This is a genomic window from Altererythrobacter sp. Root672, from assembly GCF_001427865.1.
GTDB lineage: Bacteria > Pseudomonadota > Alphaproteobacteria > Sphingomonadales > Sphingomonadaceae > Croceibacterium_A.
Map to the genome: position 1 here is coordinate 180,365 of NZ_LMHH01000002.1, position 15,704 is coordinate 196,068.

At 64.1% G+C, this 15,704-nt stretch carries 14 protein-coding genes; 10 read left to right on the forward strand and 4 right to left on the reverse strand.

Features of this window, described 5'->3' with window-relative positions:
• Positions 1 to 8: 8 nt before the first annotated feature.
• A complete protein-coding gene (locus ASD76_RS12125) occupies positions 9 to 1,181 on the reverse strand; it encodes a phospholipase D-like domain-containing protein (RefSeq protein ID WP_082553814.1) in 1,173 nt (390 codons plus the stop codon).
• Positions 1,182 to 1,282: 101 nt separating this feature from the next.
• Here ASD76_RS12125 and rpoZ point away from each other — a divergent pair, with 101 nt between their 5' ends.
• From rpoZ to ASD76_RS12140, 3 genes are all read left to right on the forward strand, one after another.
• Complete coding sequence (gene rpoZ, locus ASD76_RS12130; RefSeq protein WP_055923320.1) at positions 1,283 to 1,627, forward strand: DNA-directed RNA polymerase subunit omega; 345 nt, start codon at positions 1,283 to 1,285, stop codon at positions 1,625 to 1,627.
• Between the two features lie 132 nt (positions 1,628 to 1,759).
• Complete coding sequence (locus ASD76_RS12135) at positions 1,760 to 2,497, forward strand: ParA family protein (RefSeq protein WP_055923321.1); 738 nt, start codon at positions 1,760 to 1,762, stop codon at positions 2,495 to 2,497.
• A gap of 60 nt (positions 2,498 to 2,557) precedes the next feature.
• The gene (locus ASD76_RS12140) at positions 2,558 to 3,574 is read left to right on the forward strand and encodes a DUF3667 domain-containing protein (RefSeq protein WP_162249669.1); all 1,017 of its coding nucleotides are present in this window, start codon (positions 2,558 to 2,560) and stop codon (positions 3,572 to 3,574) included.
• Positions 3,575 to 3,716: 142 nt separating this feature from the next.
• Here ASD76_RS12140 and ftsH read toward each other — a convergent pair whose 3' ends face one another.
• Positions 3,717 to 5,657 (reverse strand): ATP-dependent zinc metalloprotease FtsH, encoded by a 1,941-nt coding sequence (ftsH, locus tag ASD76_RS12145; RefSeq protein ID WP_055923323.1) that lies wholly within the window; start codon positions 5,655 to 5,657, stop codon positions 3,717 to 3,719.
• 105 nt (positions 5,658 to 5,762) lie between these two features.
• Positions 5,763 to 6,986 (reverse strand): helix-turn-helix domain-containing protein, encoded by a 1,224-nt coding sequence (locus ASD76_RS12150; RefSeq protein WP_055923324.1) that lies wholly within the window; start codon positions 6,984 to 6,986, stop codon positions 5,763 to 5,765.
• A gap of 140 nt (positions 6,987 to 7,126) precedes the next feature.
• On the opposite strand from ASD76_RS12150, the gene ASD76_RS12155 reads away from it, so the two are divergent.
• From ASD76_RS12155 to ASD76_RS12180, 7 genes are all read left to right on the forward strand, one after another.
• Positions 7,127 to 9,211 (forward strand): TonB-dependent receptor, encoded by a 2,085-nt coding sequence (locus ASD76_RS12155; RefSeq protein ID WP_162249670.1) that lies wholly within the window; start codon positions 7,127 to 7,129, stop codon positions 9,209 to 9,211.
• 136 nt (positions 9,212 to 9,347) lie between these two features.
• Positions 9,348 to 9,524, forward strand: coding sequence for a hypothetical protein (locus ASD76_RS18345; protein WP_156457705.1), 177 nt, complete (start codon positions 9,348 to 9,350; stop codon positions 9,522 to 9,524).
• Positions 9,525 to 9,527: 3 nt separating this feature from the next.
• Positions 9,528 to 9,947 carry a hypothetical protein gene (locus tag ASD76_RS12160; protein WP_156457706.1) on the forward strand — a complete coding sequence of 140 codons (420 nt, stop codon included), beginning with the start codon at positions 9,528 to 9,530 and terminating at the stop codon, positions 9,945 to 9,947.
• Positions 9,944 to 10,135 (forward strand): helix-turn-helix transcriptional regulator, encoded by a 192-nt coding sequence (locus tag ASD76_RS12165; RefSeq protein ID WP_055923327.1) that lies wholly within the window; start codon positions 9,944 to 9,946, stop codon positions 10,133 to 10,135. Before ASD76_RS12160 ends, ASD76_RS12165 begins: the two co-directional genes overlap by 4 nt.
• Positions 10,136 to 10,458: 323 nt before the next feature.
• A complete protein-coding gene (locus ASD76_RS12170) occupies positions 10,459 to 12,807 on the forward strand; it encodes a glycosyltransferase family 4 protein (protein ID WP_082553815.1) in 2,349 nt (782 codons plus the stop codon).
• Entirely contained in the window at positions 12,794 to 14,071 is a 1,278-nt protein-coding gene (locus ASD76_RS12175) for a glycoside hydrolase family 130 protein (RefSeq protein ID WP_055923329.1), read from the forward strand. The genes ASD76_RS12170 and ASD76_RS12175 overlap by 14 nt, the downstream gene beginning before the upstream one ends.
• Positions 14,072 to 14,088: 17 nt before the next feature.
• The gene (locus ASD76_RS12180) at positions 14,089 to 14,901 is read left to right on the forward strand and encodes a class I mannose-6-phosphate isomerase (protein WP_055923330.1); all 813 of its coding nucleotides are present in this window, start codon (positions 14,089 to 14,091) and stop codon (positions 14,899 to 14,901) included.
• Here ASD76_RS12180 and ASD76_RS12185 read toward each other — a convergent pair.
• Entirely contained in the window at positions 14,898 to 15,683 is a 786-nt protein-coding gene (locus tag ASD76_RS12185; protein ID WP_055923331.1) for an enoyl-CoA hydratase-related protein, read from the reverse strand. The two genes, ASD76_RS12180 and ASD76_RS12185, sit on opposite strands and share 4 nt — an antisense overlap.
• Between the last annotated feature and the right edge of the window lie 21 nt (positions 15,684 to 15,704).

Here is a 15,704-nt window from a genome sequence, read left to right on the forward strand (position 1 = left end):
CAGGTAATTTACTGCCCTAGGTTGAGGCTCCGCGTCACCGTATAGTCCACCACCGCGACCAGGAACCGCGACAAGCGCCAGCGCGCACGGTTCCACCACGTTGCTCGCTGCGCGTGCAATTCGGGAGTGATCTCCAACGACGCAGGCAGCAGGCTCTCCATGAAGTAGCTCAGCCGCTTCGCCAGCGCCGCGTCCTCGATGAACAGCACGATCTCCAGGTTGATGAACAGGCTGCGCGCGTCGAAGTTGGCGCTGCCGAGATACACCGCATCGTCGAGCACGATCAGCTTCGTGTGCAGCTTGCACGGCTCGAACTCCCAGATCCGCGCCCCGGCATCGAGCAGGCGGGTGTAGTAGGCCCGCGCCGCCCCGATCGTGGCGCCGTTGTCGGACTTGGCGGGAAACAGCAGGCGCGTCTGGCCCTTGCGCGCGATCCGGCGAATGCGCTTCGCCAGGCGGCGCGAGGGAGAGAAATAGGCCATGATCATGTCGAGCCGGTCGCCCTCGACCAGATCGGTGCTGACGCTGCGCGCCCAGCTTGAGAGCCGACCGGTCGGTCCGCCGATCAGCAGCTGCACCGGCCCGCTGCCGCTGCGCCACTCACGCACTTTGCGGCGGATCGAGAGCAGCTGAGCGTCGGGATGCGAGGCCCAGTCCTCAAGCTCCGAGTACCATTGCCCTATCCGCTCGACGACGGGCCCTTCGACGGTGAAGGCCAGATCGGCCCAGCGGTCACCGGACATGGCGAAGTAGCTGTCTTCGACATTGAACCCGCCGAGCATCGCCAGCTTGCCGTCAGCGATGACGATCTTCTGGTGGTTGCGGATCAGGTAGCGGCGGGTGAACTTGGCGATGAAGCAGACGAAGGTGCCCCCCGCTTCGATCATCGGCGCGAAGAATCGCCGGTCGGCATCCGCCCCGAAACCGTCGAGGATGACGTGCACGTCGACCCCTCGCCGCGCCGCCTCGGTCAGCGCATCGCGCACGAGCACGCCTGAGGTGTCCTTGGCGAAGATGTAGAACGCCAGCTTGAGGCTGGTCTTCGCGCCCGCGATCATGCCGAGCAGGGCATCGAGCCGTTCCTGTCCGCCCGGGTAGAACGCCAGCGAATGGCCCTGGGCCTCGAGGGAGAACGGTTCAGGGTCACATGAGTCCGCAGGCTGCAGGTCGCTTGAGGCCATACCCCTTCCTACCAACATCGCGCCGGTGCGAAACCTTGACTCCTGCGCCCTCCCCACCTAAGTGCCTCGCTTTCCGAACAACCCGAATTTCCGGAGTGCTCATGGCGCGCGTTACTGTCGAAGATTGTGTCGACAAGGTTCCCAACCGTTTCGATCTGGTCCTGCTTGCAGCCCAGCGCGCCCGCGAGATTTCCGGCGGCGCCGAGCTGACGATTGATCGCGATCGCGACAAGAACCCGGTCGTCGCCCTGCGCGAGATCGCAGAAATCACTGTGCGGCCCAAGATCCTGCACGAAAGCCTGGTCCAGTCGCTGCAGCGCGTGCTGCCTGACGAAGAGGACGAGGCGGACGATATCGGTTCGCTGAGCCAGTCGGCGGAGGCCATGCGCCTCTCGGCTGCGGCCCCAGCCCGCTCGAACTCGGTCGGCGGCGATTACGACGGCTGATCCGGGCCGAAAGGTTCGAACTCGAATTAGGGGCCGTCCGCAAGGGCGGCCCTTTTTCGTTGATGCCGGTGAATCCTTGCAAGCTGGCGACGAAATGGCACAACGGCCTTTCCCCTGAAGGGAGAATGTCGGTTGGCGGTTATCGCGGTCTACAGCGTGAAGGGCGGGGTCGGCAAAACCACCATCGCGGCCAATCTCGCGTGGTGCTCTGCAGCGATCTCGTGCCGCCGGACGCTGCTGTGGGATCTTGATGCGGCGGGCGGCGCGGGTTTCCTGTTCGGCGTCGAACCGCGCAAGAAGCACAGCGCCGAGAGCCTGTTCGCCAAGGACGCACGCCCCTCTGACCTGATCCGCCACACTGGCATCGAGCGGCTCGACCTGTTGCCGGCCGACGAATCCCTGCGCGATCTCCACAACCTCTTCTCCCGCATGGGCAAGAAGCGGCGCCTCGCCAAGCTGACCGAAACGCTGGCCTCGGACTATGAGCGGATCATTCTCGATTGCCCGCCAGTTCTCAACGAGATCAGTGCCCAGGTCATCCGCGCGGCGAACTGCGTGATCGTGCCGCTGCCGCCCTCGCCGCTATCCTCGCGGGCCTTCCAACTGGTGGCCGAGGAAATCAGCACTCACGCCCCCGACCATCCGCCGATGTTGCCGGTCCTCTCGATGATCGACGCCCGCCGCGCCCTGCACCGCACCGCGCGGGAGGAGAATGGCAACTGGCCGGTAATCCCGATGGCGAGCGCGATCGAGCAATGCGCGGTTCGCCAGCAGCCGCTCGGCGCCTTTGCGCCAGCGTCCCCGGCCGCCAAGGGCTTCGCCCAACTGTGGACCGCGATCGAGCGCAAGCTGGCCAAGCCAAAGGCCTGAAATGCCGCTCTTTCGCCATTCCGAACGCTGGACTAGGCTAGCTCGATGGCGGAGCAGGGCATGAACGAACAAAGCGTCGCGGAAGTGGAACCGGCGGCAGACGGTCACACGCACGAGAGCGCCTGCCTCAATTGCGGAACGCCGCTGGTCGGCCCGCACTGCTACAATTGCGGCCAGAGCAGCCATGTCCACCGCACCCTGGGCGCGTTCTTCCACGACTTGCTTCACGGCGTGCTCCACTTCGAAGGCAGGACCTGGCGCACATTGCCGCTGCTGGTGTGGAACCCCGGCAAGCTCACGCGCGAGTACATCGACGGACGCCGCGCCAGCTATGTCAGCCCGGTCGCGGTGTTCCTGTTCGTCGTGTTCCTGAGCTACGCGCTGTTCAGCGCGCTGGGCGGCGCGGAGTCGCTCACGCCCAGCGTCAACGGCATGGAGCAGGTGAAAGCCGCCTACGAATCCAACGAACAGCAGCTCGCCGACTTGCGCGTCCAGCGCGAAAAGCTGGCCGGCAACGCCTCGGAAGTGACGCGGATCGACAAGGAGATGCGCGGCCTCAAGGATGACCAGGACGCCATGCGCATGGTCCTGGGCAACGTCGGCAGCCAGTTCGAACGGGACTTCAAGGCCGGGTTCGAACGCACTCCACTGCCCAAGGGCAACAAGATCACCAAGGCGATCGAGCACATCCAGTCCAACCCGCAGCTGGCGATCTACAAGGCGCAGACCAGCGCCTACAAATACAGCTGGATGCTGATCCCGCTGAGCGTCCCGTTCGTCTGGCTGCTATTCCCCTTCAGCCGCCGGTTCGGCGGTTACGACCACACGGTGTTCGCGACTTATTCGATCAGCTTCATGATCGCGCTGGTGGCGGTGGTCAGCCTGCTGTTCTTCTTCGACCTGGGGTCGATCGGAGGCCTGCTGCTGTTCTACGCCCCGTGGCACATGTACCGCCAGTTGCGCGGCACTTACGGGTTGGGCCGGTGGGGCGCGATCTTGCGCATGTTGGCGCTGAGCCTGTTCGCCTGGGTGGCCATCCTGATCTTCGCCGCTGCGATCAGCGTGATGGTGGCCTGAGGGGGGTGATCGATAAGATTCACCCCTCTGCAACCACTTCTCCGTTCGTCCTGAGCCTGTCGAAGGACGCCAGCGCCACGCCAGCGTGGTTCGACAAGCTCACCACGAACGGAACTAAGACTTTTCGGCCTCCGCTAGGAGTTTAAGCCCCCTGCGGAGCTTCCCCGCCGAAGCGCTTGCCGGCCTTGGGAATGGCCGAACCGCGTACCGGACGAACCGGAGACGGGCCGCTCGGTTGATCCGGGCGGTCGATCTTGCCGCTTTCGAGCAGGGTCTTGATCTCGTCGCCAGTCAGCGTCTCGTACTCGAGCAGCGCCTGGGCCAGGAGATGCAGCTTGTCTTCCTGCGTCCTGAGGATGTCGGTCGCCCGGGCGTGAGCCCCTTCGACCAGCGCGCGGATTTCCTTGTCGATCTGCTTGCTGGTCTCGTCCGACATCATCACGCGCTGATTGGCGCCGTAGCCGAGATAGCCTTCGCCTTGCTCTTCGTACTGGAGCGGGCCCATCGCATCGGACATGCCCCACTTGGTGACCATGTTGCGGGCGAGGCTAGTGGCATACTGGATGTCGCTCGAAGCGCCGCTCGAGACCTTGTCGTGGCCGAAGATGATCTCTTCCGCCACGCGGCCGCCCATGGAGACCGAGAGGTTCGCGTGCATCTTGTCGCGGTGGTACGAGTAGTTGTCCCGCTCCGGCAGGCGCATGACCATGCCGAGAGCCCGGCCGCGCGGGATGATCGTGGCCTTGTGGATCGGGTCCGACGCTTCCTCGTTGACCGAGACGATCGCATGGCCCGCCTCGTGATAGGCGGTCATCTTCTTCTCGTCTTCGGTCATGACCATGCTTCGGCGCTCGGCGCCCATCATGACCTTGTCCTTGGCGTCTTCGAATTCCTGCATCGCCACCAGGCGCTTGTTGCGCCGGGCAGCGAGCAGCGCCGCTTCGTTCACCAGGTTGGCGAGGTCGGCACCCGAGAAACCGGGCGTGCCGCGAGCGATGGTGCGCGGGTTCACGTCCGGCGCCAGCGGCACCTTCTTCATGTGCACGGCGAGGATCTTCTCGCGTCCTTCGATATCGGGAATCGGCACCACGACCTGGCGGTCGAAACGGCCCGGACGCAGCAGCGCCGGGTCGAGCACGTCGGGACGGTTGGTCGCGGCGATGATGATGATGCCTTCGTTGGCTTCGAACCCGTCCATCTCCACCAGCAGCTGGTTGAGGGTCTGTTCGCGCTCGTCGTTCGAGTTGCCGAGGCCATGGCCACGATGGCGGCCAACGGCGTCGATTTCGTCGATGAACACGATGCACGGCGCGTTCTTCTTCGCCTGCTCGAACATGTCGCGCACGCGGCTGGCGCCGACGCCGACGAACATTTCGACGAAGTCCGAACCCGAGATGGTGAAGAACGGCACCCGCGCCTCACCCGCGATGGCGCGAGCGAGCAGGGTCTTGCCGGTACCGGGCGAGCCGACCAGCAGCGCGCCCTTGGGAATCTGGCCGCCGAGCTTGGAGAAGCGCTGCGGATCGCGCAGGAATTCGACGATCTCCTGCAGTTCTTCGCGCGCTTCGTCGATGCCGGCAACGTCATCGAACGTCACGCGGCCCTGCTTTTCGGTGAGCAGCTTGGCCTTGGACTTGCCGAAGCCCATGGCGCCCGAACCGCCACCCTTCTGCACCTGGCGCAGGGCGAAGAACGCCACACCCAGGATCAGCAGGAACGGCAGAGACTGGATCAGGATGTAGAGCAGCACGTTCGGTTCTTCCGGCGCGGTGCCGGCGTACTTCACGCCGCTGTCATCGAGCAGGCGCGTGAGTTCGGTGTCGTTGGGAACCGGGACCGTGGTGAAGGTCGAACCGTTCTTGAGCTTGCCGCTGATGCGGTCGGGCGCGATCTGCACTTCCTCGACGCTGCCTTCGGCCACGCGTTCGCGGAACTCCGAATAACGGAGCTGGGTGCCGGCCGCTTCACGCGGGCCGCCGACCATGGAAACCACCAGCAGCAGGGCGAGGAAGATACCGCCCCATACGAGCAGGCTCTTCATCCAGGGGTTGCCGTTGCCTTCCGGCTCACGATTGGCGCTCATCAGGAATCCTTTTGCGTTCGCACGTCAATGTAGGTCTACGCCTGTGAATGGCAAGCTAACGGGTGCGCAGTACGTCTTGTGGCATCAACTGCGCGTCGATCGGCGTCAGTCGCCGCGAGGGCGGGCGGCGATCAGCTTTTCGGCCAGATCGGCTCCTTGCTGGCCGGTTATTTGGAACAAGGCCTCGAAGTCGCCCTTGCGAGCCAGCTTGTCCAACTCGCCCGGAAGGCTTGGTCCGGCAACGATCGGGGCGACACCCCGCAAGCCCGTATCACGCGCCCCCGCCACGATCGCGACCAAGGCCCCGCTCGGCGTGCGGAACCGCGCGATGTAGCCGAAATCGGAGTAGTAGGCCGGCGAAGCGAGGCTGCGCGCCTCCCCGCTGGTGAAAGTCTTGCCCGAGGCCTTGTCGAGCACTTCGTCGTAGCTCTCGCCCATCTGGAAGCCCGAATCCATGAAGTTCACATCTTCGAGCAGCGCCATGCCGCTGAACAGGCCGACATAGACCACGTCGAAGTAGTTGAGCATGTCGGGCTCAAGTTCCGAGGCCGCGATCACGCTGACCTGGCTGCCACCGCCGGCGAGGACCGGGGCAATCCCACTGATCCCGTAGGCCACCGAAAACGGCAGGTAGTTGAGCCCCACATCCTCCGCGCTGCCGTACCGCTCAGGCTCGAGGTCCTGCATCTGGATCAGGTCGCTCGGCGAATTGACGCGGAAGTCGCGAATCAGGCGCCCGCGTTCGGGCGAGACCGAATCGATTTCGCCGAACATGTAGTAGTCGCCGACGACGATCAGCTTCGGCCGCGGGGAGTCGATGAACGGCTGCCATAGCGCATTGGCCGGCGGAGCCTCGTCACGCCAGGGTACCGCCCAACCGGCGAGGAACGCGGCCGCCAATGCGGCCAGCGCGACGAGCCCGATGATCAGGTTGCCGCGTCGGCGCGAGTTCTGTGCCGTCTCTTCCGCCTCTGGCTCACCTTCGGGCCGGACCAGGCGGAGAGCGTAAGTGCCGGAAGGCAATGTCAGGCGGGAGCCGTCAGGCGCGTCTCCCTTGGCGGTGTAGAATTCATCGAGCCGCTTGCGCAGGCGATGGATGTAGACCCTGACAGTGGCGTCATCCGCGCCCGCCTCGGTCTGGCCGAAAACCATCTCGGCGATTTCGGATTGCGAGGCGGAGGGCTTGTTGGCCCCGCGCGAGGCCAGGAAATCGAACAGTTCGAGCAGCCGTCCGCCTTCGCCCAGCGTGCCGCTTGCGCGAACCCGCCCGACTTCTGCCGCGAATGCGGATTCGTCATGCGAAACTGCTTCAACCAATTCTTCGCTCATCCCCAAGTCGCATAGACGCGGCCAGCCCCGGTGTAACGCGATGTAACGTAGGGATTACCGTAATTAACTTGGTTTGGCGAGCGGCTCCCACCAACCCGATTCTTGCACTGCTCTCTACAGGGATGGGGATTTTTCAAGTCATGAGTTTTGTTAGGTTTTCTTGCCGGCAGGCTATGCTTGCCGGTGTTGCTTCGGTTGCGCTGTCGACGATTCCGGCCACTGCACGGGCGCAGGACAAGGCCGACGAGACTGCGACCGACGAACAGGACGATTCTGCCGAAAAGCCAGCGGACTCCAATAACACGATCATCGTGTTCGGCCGGGCCGAGCGGTTGATCGGCCAGGCGGGTGCGGCCAGCGAGGGCGGCGTCGCGGGTGCCGACATCGAAATCCGTCCCCTGCTCCGCCCGGCTGAAATCCTGGAGGCGACTCCTGGCCTGATCGCGACCCAGCACTCCGGCGGCGGCAAGGCCAACCAGTACTTCCTGCGCGGCTTCAACCTCGATCACGGCACCGACTTTGCGGTCTACATCGACGACATGCCGATGAACTTCCGCACCCACGGCCACGGCCAGGGATACCTCGACGTCAACGGCCTGATCCCCGAAGCCGTCCAACGCCTCGACTACCGCAAGGGCCCTTATCGTGCGGACACCGGCGACTTCGGCTTCGTCGGTTCGAGCTACATCACCACGCGCAACAAGATGGATCCGTTCGCGGTCGTCGAAGTGGGCATGTACGATTACGCCCGCTTCGTCGCAGGCGGTTCGCTCAAGGTGGGCGGTGGCGACCTGCTGTTCGTCGGCCAGGCCAAGTACAACAACGGCCCGTGGGACTTGCCGGAAGACTACGACGGCTACTCCGGCATGCTCAAGTACTCGGCCCCGCTGTTCGACGGTCAGTTTCAGGCCTCGCTGAACATCTACAGCGCGACTTGGGCGCCGACCGAGCAGATCCCTGAGCGCGCGATCGGGACGCTTGTGCCGGACGCCTACGGAACGCTCGACCCTACGCTACGCGGATCAACGGAACGTGAGATCCTGACGGTCGGGTACAAGTCGGATACCTGGCGCATCACCGGCTATCTCCAGCACTACGACTGGAACCTGCTCTCCAACTTCACCTTCTACCTCGAAGACCCGGTCAACGGCGATCAGCTGCGGCAGTATGACAAGCGTTGGACTTATGGCGGGCGGATCGAACGCACAGTCGAAGTGAACGACGCTCTGTCGGTTCGCGCAGGGACCGAACTGCGCGAAGACACCCAGCCGCGGGTCGGATTCGATGAGACGATCGGCGGGGTGAAGGAGTTCACCGTCGGCGCGTTCGACGTCAAGGAATCGAGCGCGGGTGTCTATGCCGAAGCCATCGTGCGCCCAATCGATCGCCTGATGGTGATCGGCGGGCTGCGGGGCGACTGGTATCGCTTCCGCACCACGGCCCTCGAAGGAGCCAGCAGCTGGGACGGCGTGGTCAAGGACCACGGTGTGTTCCCCAAGATCGGCGTCAACTACGAGATCGCCGACGGGATCGCGCTCTACGCCAATTGGGGCGAAGGCTTCCACTCGAACGACTCTCGCGGCGTCACCAGCCCGACCGATCCAGCGCCCGGCGTGGTCCAGGGCACGATGAAGGAAATCGGCGCCCGCTTCGAGCGTGGCGGACTCATCCTCACCGGCGTCTACTGGTGGAGCTATATCGACAGCGAGCTGATCTACGTCGGCGACTCTGGTGCTGTGGAGCCGAGCGATCCCGGCCGGCGCCACGGCTACGAGCTGACTGCGTTCTGGAAGCCGAACTCCTGGCTCGCCCTCGACGGCGTGTGGACGGGCTCGACGGCGCGTTACGTCGGTCTGCCCGATGGTGAGAACTATGTTCCGGGCGCCCTCGAAAGCGCCGGCGAGCTGGGCGTGTCGAGCATCTTCCCCGAATGGAACGCGGCCATTCGCTTCCGCTACCTCGGCCCGCACCCGCTGATCGAGGACAACTCCGAGCGTGGCGAGCAAACGCTGCTGGTGAACTTGCGCGCCGCCTGGACGCCGAGCCAGTACAAGGGCTGGGAGATCTACGGCGAGGTGCTCAACCTGTTCGACAGCACCGCCCACGACATCGACTACGTCTACGCCACCCGCCTTCCCGGCGAACCGCTCGACGGCATCGAAGGCCGCCAAAGCCGAATCGTCGAACCGCGCCAGCTGCGGATCGGCTTCAAGAAGACCTTCTGAGCCGCGCACCCGGCTCACACTACGGGCCCGCTCACGCCTTGTGAGCGGGCCCTTTTTTCATGCGCATGTCTAGGACACTTGACACACGCACGATTTAGTCTAGTTTCCTTGACATGATTGCAAGGGAGCTTGACCAATGAACTCCTACCGAAACGCGCTCTGCTGGGCCGGCGCCATCGTCGGTGTCGCCCTCGCCGGAATGTTCGAGGTGATCGACCAGGCCTCGACCACGACCCTGCTGATCGCCCTGCCCGTAGCCGGCTGGATGGCCGTAAGCGGGCGCGGTGCGTGTCCACTGGCAAGGAAGGGCTGAGAGATGCCGTCCCGCTTCACCCCCGTCCGCCGGAAGTACGTGATCCGCTCCTGGATCGTCGCGGCCGCCTACATCACCAGCATGATCGGCGCAGGGTACCTGATCGGTAACGTCGGAGTGTCGCGCCCGGTCGCCGTGGCGGTGGCGGTGGTCCCCGGACTTGCCATAGCGACGATGTTCTACGTGACCATGATGATGATCGTCGACACCAAGGACGAATTCATGCGCATGCTGGCCGTCCGTCAGCAGTTGATCGCCGCGGGTTTCGCCTTCTCGATCGCCAGCGTGTGGGGCTGCCTTGAGGTATTCCATCTCGTCCAACACATGCCGACGTTTTACGTGGTCATCCTTTGGGCGATCGGAGTGTTCGTCGGTCTGGTCGTCAACCGGATCACCCACGGTGTGTGGGGCGAATGCCCGTGAAGAACCGCCTCCGCGTCCTGCGGGCCGAGCGCGAGTGGAGCCAGCAGCAGCTGGCCGACCGGCTCGAAGTCTCGCGCCAGAGCGTCAACGCGATAGAGACCGGCAAGTACGACCCCTCGCTGCCGCTGGCTTTTCGTATCGCTGACGTGTTCGGGATGACCATCGAGGAAATCTTCCTGCGCGATTGAGCCTCCCCAAAACCCGCCAGTTTCCGCATTTCGGCTCAAGCTTGCCCCAGCCCGGCGCGGGCGCCCTAGCGGTGCCGCTATTCTGTCATTGATTAGTTCAGGAACCTCGGTCGAACCCTCTGGTTGAACCGAATGAGTGCTTCCGCGTGTGCGGTGCAGCAAAACCAAATTGCTGAAAGTCGGGGGTTTAGAACCGCAGCCGCAACTCAAAACAGCTAATGTGCTTGTCATGACGAGCATTATATGTTGCACTGCACAACATACCGAATCCGCCGCTAGTTGGAGGGCGCCCGGCGGAAGAACCTCGTTTCTAGGGAACGCCAATGATTGTCGAGACCAAGTCCCGTCCTGCATTACCTTCGAGGATTGTTGACGCCAGTTCGTTCTTCACTCGACTCAAGGACAGTCCGCTGCACCAGACGCGCATTGCCATGGTCGGAACTTTCGTCCCTCGCAAATGCGGCATCGCCACATTCGGCAACGATATATTCGAAAAGCTCGGCCAGTTTCACCCGGGCATCCAGGTCGATGTGTACGCGCTCGACGATCCCAAGGACCCGCTCGAATACCAGGACATCGCTGGCACGATCGCCAGTGACGATCCCCAGTCCTATCTGACCGCCGCCCGACGCATCAACGAAAGCGGTGTCGGCGCGGTCTGGCTGCAGCATGAGTACGGCATCTTCGGCGGACCCGACGGAGAGATGGTATGCGACTTCGTCGACCGCCTCGCCGCCCCGCTGATCCTGACCCCCCATACCGTGCTGACCGAACCGAGCGAGCGACAGCGCGCCATCCTCGAGCACCTGGTCGCCCGGGCGAGCCGGATCATGGTGATGAGCCGCCATTCGTGCGAGCTGCTGGTCAATCATTACGGCGCGCCGCGGGAAATCCTGCAGATCATTCCGCATGGCGCCCCTGACAGGCCGTTCGGCCGCAGCGAGACCTTCAAGGAGCGCATGGGGCTTTCCGGCAAGAACGTCCTCATGACGTTCGGCCTGCTCGGCCCCGGCAAGGGCCTGGAGCGAGTGATCGAGGCGATGCCGGAGATCGTCGCCCGGCATCCGGACACCGTGTACCGGATCGTCGGGGCAACCCACCCGAACCTCGTCGCGAAAGAAGGCGAGGCTTATCGCGAACGCCTACAGGCCTTGGCCGCCAAACTGGGTGTCGCCGACCATGTGCTGTGGGACAATCGCTTCGTCGAAACCGACGGCTTGCTCGACCAGCTCGAAGCCTGCGACATCTACGTCACCCCGTACTTCAACCTCCAGCAATCGACCTCGGGCACGCTCAGCTACGCGGTCGCGCTGGGCAAGGCCGTCGTGGCGACCCCCTACCTGCATGCCCGCGAATTACTGGCCGGCGATGCGGGTCGGTTGATCGAACCCGATTCCGCCCCAGCCATCGCCGCGAGCGTCAACGCGCTGCTCGACGACCGCGACGAACTGCTCGCCCTGCAGCGCAGGGCTTATGCCAAGGGCCGGCAAACGATCTGGCCGCGTTTCGCAGACGGCGCTGCGGCGCTGATCGAAACGGCCATCGCCCCGGAAGGGCGCCCGGCCCCGATAACCGCCACGCCAGGCTTGAGCGGAGTCTTCGCGATGAGCGACGGGACCGGCATCCTGCAACACGCCATCGGCATCGTGCCCGATCGACGCCACGGTTATTGCGTGGACGACAATGCCCGCGCGCTGATGCTCATGAACGTCGCCGCCGGGCTGCCCGACCAGGAGCGCGCCCGCTGGAGCCTGACTTACGCCTCCTTCATCCAGCACGCCTGGAACCAGGACCTCAAGGCTTTCCGCAACTTCATGAGCTTCGAGCGCACCTGGTGCGAGGATTGCGGTTCGGAAGACTCGAACGGCCGCACCTTGTGGGCGCTCGGCCACACGGTCGAGAACGCTCCCGATGAAGATTTGCGCGACTGGGCCTTGCGCTGGTTCGAGACGGCGTTGCCGCACTGCGCCTCGTTCGGTTCCCCGCGCACTATCGCCTTCATGATACTGGGCGCTGCGGCGGTCCTGCGAACACTTCCGCGTCATCGCGGTTCAATCAATATGCTGAACGAGGGCGGAGAAGTTCTGAGCCGCCTGCTTGAGCGCGAGCGCCGGCCCGACTGGGCGTGGTTCGAAGCCGTACTCGGCTACGACAACCCGCGCCTGTCACAGGCGCTGATCGAAGCAGGGATGGTCCTGAACCGACTCGAATTCGCCGAGGCGGGATTGGAAACGCTTGATTGGGTGGCCCAGCAACAGCTCGCAGTGAGCGGACACTTTCGCCCGATCGGCTCGGAGAGCTTCGGCAAGGAGCATTCCTACCTGCCCTTCGATCAGCAGCCGCTGGAAGTCCAGGCCGCCATCGAGGCCGCGCGCGCCGCCTATGTCGCGACTGGCGACCGACGCTGGTTCGAGCATGCAACGGCCGCCTGGAAGTGGTTTTTCGGAGCCAACGACCGCGGCGTAATCCTCGGCGACCTGACGACCGGCCGCAGTCGGGATGGCATAAATCCACGTGGAGCGAATGAAAACTGTGGTGCAGAATCGATTCTTGCCTTTCAGCTCGCCCATTATTCCATGCTAGCGCTCTCGCAGGCACAGCGTGGCGAATCGACGGGAGATAAGCTTGGGTCTCGAGGGCGCGTCTCAGAACAGTCCGTTGCAAATCCTTGACGAGCGGCTCCACGCGGATCCCTCACGCGTCGTTCTTCGGCCATTCCACTTAGGCTGGCAGGCGACGAACGCACCTGGAGGGCGCGCGCTCAAACTGGTCCACGACGTTGCCGCGCTAAGCGAAGACGAAGTGGTCGCGGAGTATGACCGCGTGCGCGGGGACTTCGCGGCAAGGCACTGGCAGACTGAGAAAATGTTCGACGACCGCTTCGACGAAGTCGAGGTCACGGCGGATATCGATTGCAGCGGCTTTTCGCGCACCCGCAAGCGGCTGATCGGGGCCTTCTTCTGCCACGAGTACACTTACGCCGCGGCGGCGCTGATGAACCCGTCGATCGTGCCGCATCCCGACCAGAGCGGGATCAGCGGCGGATCGTGCCGGTTCGTCATGTCGTTGCGGGCGGTGGGCGAAGGCCACATCAGCTCGGTCGCCTTCCGCGAGGGCATCGCCAATCCCGACGGCAGCTTCAGCCTGTGGCCCCAGGGCACGTTGGCAACCTCGGTCGACCTCGACGATGCCAGCCTGCATGACAGCGACGCGGGCGTGATTGTCCATCGTCACCCCGATTCCAGCCTGTCGAACACCGTGATCTTCCCGATCACCGAACAGCAGCGCGGCGGCTTGGAAGACTTGCGCCTAGTGCGTTTCGACCATGGTGACGAAGACTACGAGTGGATCGGCACCTATACCGCCTATTCGGGCCAATCGATCCGTTCAGAACTCATGCGGACGGTCGATTTCAAGCGTTTCCTGCTCGAACCGATCGTCGGCAAGGCCGGCCGCAACAAGGGCATGGCGCTGTTTCCCAAGAAGGTCGGCGGCAAGTACATGATGGTCGGACGGCAGGACGGGAAGAACCTGTTCTTGCTCAAGTCGGACCGGCTCGACCGCTGGAATTCCGACGGCGTCCTGCTGATGGAGCCCAAGTACCCGTGGGAGTTCATCCAGATCGGCAACTGCGGCAGCCCGATCCTTACCGATGCCGGCTGGCTGCTGTTCACTCACGGCGTCGGCGCGATGCGCAAGTATTCACTCGGCTGCGCGCTGCTCGACCGGGACAATCCGGCCAAGGTGATCGGCCGCACTGCCGAGCCGGTGCTGACGGCGGTCGATGCAGATCGTTCGGGCTATGTGCCCAACGTGGTCTATACTTGCGGGGCGCTGAGAGTCGGCGAACGACTGCTGGTGCCCTACGGCATTTCGGATAGCGCCGTCGGGTTCGCCACCGTCGAGATCCAGGCGCTGCTGGACCTCATGGTCTGACCGGGAGTTAGGCCGTCATGCTTCTTGAAACCAAGACCGTCGAGAAACCCTGGGGCAAGGACGTGCTCCCGCCCCCGTTCGCGACCCCTGAAGGCAAGCGCATCGGCGAAATCTGGTTCGTGCCGCCAACGGAACTGCCCGAACTGCTGGTCAAATACATCTTCACCAGCGAGAAACTCTCGGTCCAGGTCCATCCCTCGGACACTCAGACCGAAGCCGCTGGGCTGGGCAAGCAGGGCAAGGAAGAATGTTGGCTGGTGATCGATGCCGATCCCGGCGCGGTCCTCGGCATGGGGTTCGACGGCGAGATCGACCGCGAGACCATGCGCCAGGCCGCGCTCGATGGCAGCATCGAGGACATGCTGGTGTGGCACCCGGTCAAGGCGGGCGACTTCTTCTACATTCCCGCCAACACGGTCCACGCCATTGGCGGCGGGGTCAGCATCATCGAGATCCAGCAGAACTCCGACATCACTTACCGGCTCTACGACTATGGTCGCCCGCGTGAACTGCACCTCGAAGAGGCGATTGGGGTGGCGCAGGGTCGACCCTACGATGAGCAGCGCGCGATGCACGTTCCCGATCGCGGCGACATGACCCTGGTCGAAGGGCCGTGGTTCCGGCTCGACCGGCTCGACGGTGGACCGGCCGCCGCCATTGCCGCGAAGTATCACGGGCCGCTGCTGGTGATCCCGCGCGAGGGTTCAGCGGTGGTCTCAGGCGAGGTCGTGGCTCCGGGCGAGTGTGCGCTGGCACCCTCGCTGGCGGAGGTCGAGTTCTCGGAAGCGGGTAGCTGCCTGATTACACAGCCGATTGCCGGCGCGCGCTAGCGCCCCTTCCAAACTGCCGGGCGCTTCTCGACGAAGGCGGCCATGCCCTCCGCCTTGTCCTCGGTCGCCGCGAGCACGTGGAACAGGCGACGCTCCAGCCTGATGCCTTCGCCGAGAGGCAAGTCCTGCGCGGCGTTGACCAGTTCCTTTGCGGCAAGGACCGCAAGCGGCGGCATTCCAGCAATCGCCCCGGCAGTCTTGAGCGCGCTGTCGAGCAGTTCGGCGCCCGGCACGACTTTCGCCACCAGCCCGGCTCGCTCGGCCTCGGCTGCATCCATCATCCTGCCGGTGAGGATCATCTCCATCGCCTTGGCCTTGCCAATAGCGCGGGTCAGGCGTTGGCTGCCGCCCATGCCGGGGACGACGCCCAGCTTGACCTCCGGTTGGCCGAACTTGGCGGTGTCCGCCGCGATGATGAAGTCCGCCATCATCGCCAGTTCGCACCCACCGCCGAGCGCAAAGCCATTCACCGCCGCGATCCACGGCTTGCGCACCGCGCCCACGAGATGGCTCTGCCAGCGCACGAACATGTCGTCGGCGTAGAATTCGGCCGATGGCTTTTCGGCCATCTCCTTGATGTCGGCGCCGGCAGCGAAGGCCTTCTCGCCCGACCCCGTCACCACGGCGCAGCGCTGGCTATCGTCAGCCTCGAATGCGGCGAAGGCTGCGATCAGGTCCTCCAGGACAGCGCTCGACAAGGCGTTGAGCGCTTCGGGGCGGTTGAGCGTGACCAGCGTCACTGCTCCACGCGTTTCGACGAGGATATTGGCGTATTGGGTCATACGACTCCGAAGGCGAGCATG